This window comes from Faecalicatena contorta, from assembly GCF_001404335.1.
Classification (GTDB): domain Bacteria; phylum Bacillota; class Clostridia; order Lachnospirales; family Lachnospiraceae; genus Faecalicatena; species Faecalicatena contortus_B.
Window position 1 is genome coordinate 1 of sequence record NZ_CYZU01000117.1, and the last position, 1,485, is coordinate 1,485.

Consider the following 1,485-nt stretch of genomic DNA (forward strand, 5'->3'; position numbering starts at 1 on the left):
AAATGGATCGCGCAGTACAACAGCCAGTGCGATTATAACGGTAAAAATAAGGACATGTGGCAGTACAGTAGCACAGGCCGGGTGGCCGGGATCGGCGGCAATGTCGATATGAACGAATGTTACAGGGACCTTCCGGCAGAGATCAAAGGCGGATCCGGCACGCCCAGCACTCCGAAGCCAACGCCTACCCCAGCTCCAGCGCCAACAGCCGAAACACATACCGTCAAGAGTGGCGAGACACTGTCCGGGATCGCGGCCAAGTATGGCACAACTTACCAGCACCTTGCGGCCATCAACGGGATTAACAATCCTGACCTGATCTACGCGGGCCAGGTAATCAAGATCGACGGGGCGGCAGCGTCAGCCAAGACATACACTGTCAAGAGCGGAGATACGCTCTCCGGCATTGCAGCCAAATACAATACTACTTATCAGCGGTTGGCCCAGATCAACGGCATCTGTAACCCTAACCTGATCCATCCGGGGCAGGTGCTTAAATTAGGGTAGCATAATTATAGCCCGGATCCTTATGGATTCCGGGCTTGACATTTAATAAATAGTATTTTATAATATAACCGTTAGCACGGTAGCAGAAGGGGTTATCGTGTGTCGCGGGAACCCTCTTTCCCGCGTTGGATTGAAATATAAACAGAGGTAAGTATACCAAAAAAGAACTGTCATTCAGGCAGTTCTTTTTCGTTTCATTTTTTTAAGAATGGTATTAAAGACATTCTCTATCATCCATCAGTGCAACAGTGTCACGGCAGATAGTGCCGTTGTTATTCTCATAAATCGGATCGTCATTTTTAAAGATCCGAAGAAGATTTTTGACTGCGTCATAAGTCCCTACTTTTTTATCTCCGACCAATACCATGTGACCGTCACCGGCATCTTTGTAGTTTGACATATCATATCTGATATAAGAAAAGTCTTTATCGGGATTATAAGCCGATTTATCGTATCCGGCCGGGCAGCCTTTTTTGTATTCAGCATTGGCAAGCGCCAGCAATTCCTTTGCCATCTCCATTGTAAAAGCAGTGCCGTGTTCTTCCCTTACACTAAATCCCCAGTAAATACCATCTGTTCCGGAAGATTTTACGTTTGCGTAATACCCTTTTTGATTCATTATGTTTGTATTCATAATCATATCCTCCAATTTTTCTTTTACTAATTTTTCGACATACCCCGGACACTTCCTGGATCCGGATTCCCAATTTTCAATTGTTCTTTTCGGGATTTCAAACAGTTCCGACATTTCGGCTTGTGTCAGCCCAGCTTTTAATCTCAATTCTTTTAAATTCATTTATATCGCTCCCTGTTATCACTCAATGAGTGATTTCTGTATTTACAATATACCACTCATTGAGTGATGTGTCAATACCTAATTGCATAAAATGTTCTGGATTTATTCCACTAAATAGCAATTTGGGCGGCCTGTCTTACACTGCGCAACGGCTTCCGGACGTTACTGGGGAGTACAATGCC

Annotated in this window: 2 protein-coding genes; one reads left to right on the plus strand and one right to left on the minus strand. The window is 44.7% G+C overall.

Going from position 1 to position 1,485, the window contains the following annotated elements:
* Positions 1-507 (plus strand): LysM peptidoglycan-binding domain-containing protein (locus tag ARB69_RS25485; protein WP_157355754.1); only part of this gene is annotated, 507 nt, incomplete at its 5' end.
* A gap of 214 nt (positions 508-721) precedes the next feature.
* Here the strand turns inward: ARB69_RS25485 and ARB69_RS25490 are convergent.
* On the minus strand, positions 722-1,303 hold the full coding sequence (locus ARB69_RS25490; protein ID WP_055155412.1) for a helix-turn-helix domain-containing protein: 582 nt from the start codon (positions 1,301-1,303) through the stop codon (positions 722-724).
* Between the last annotated feature and the right edge of the window lie 182 nt (positions 1,304-1,485).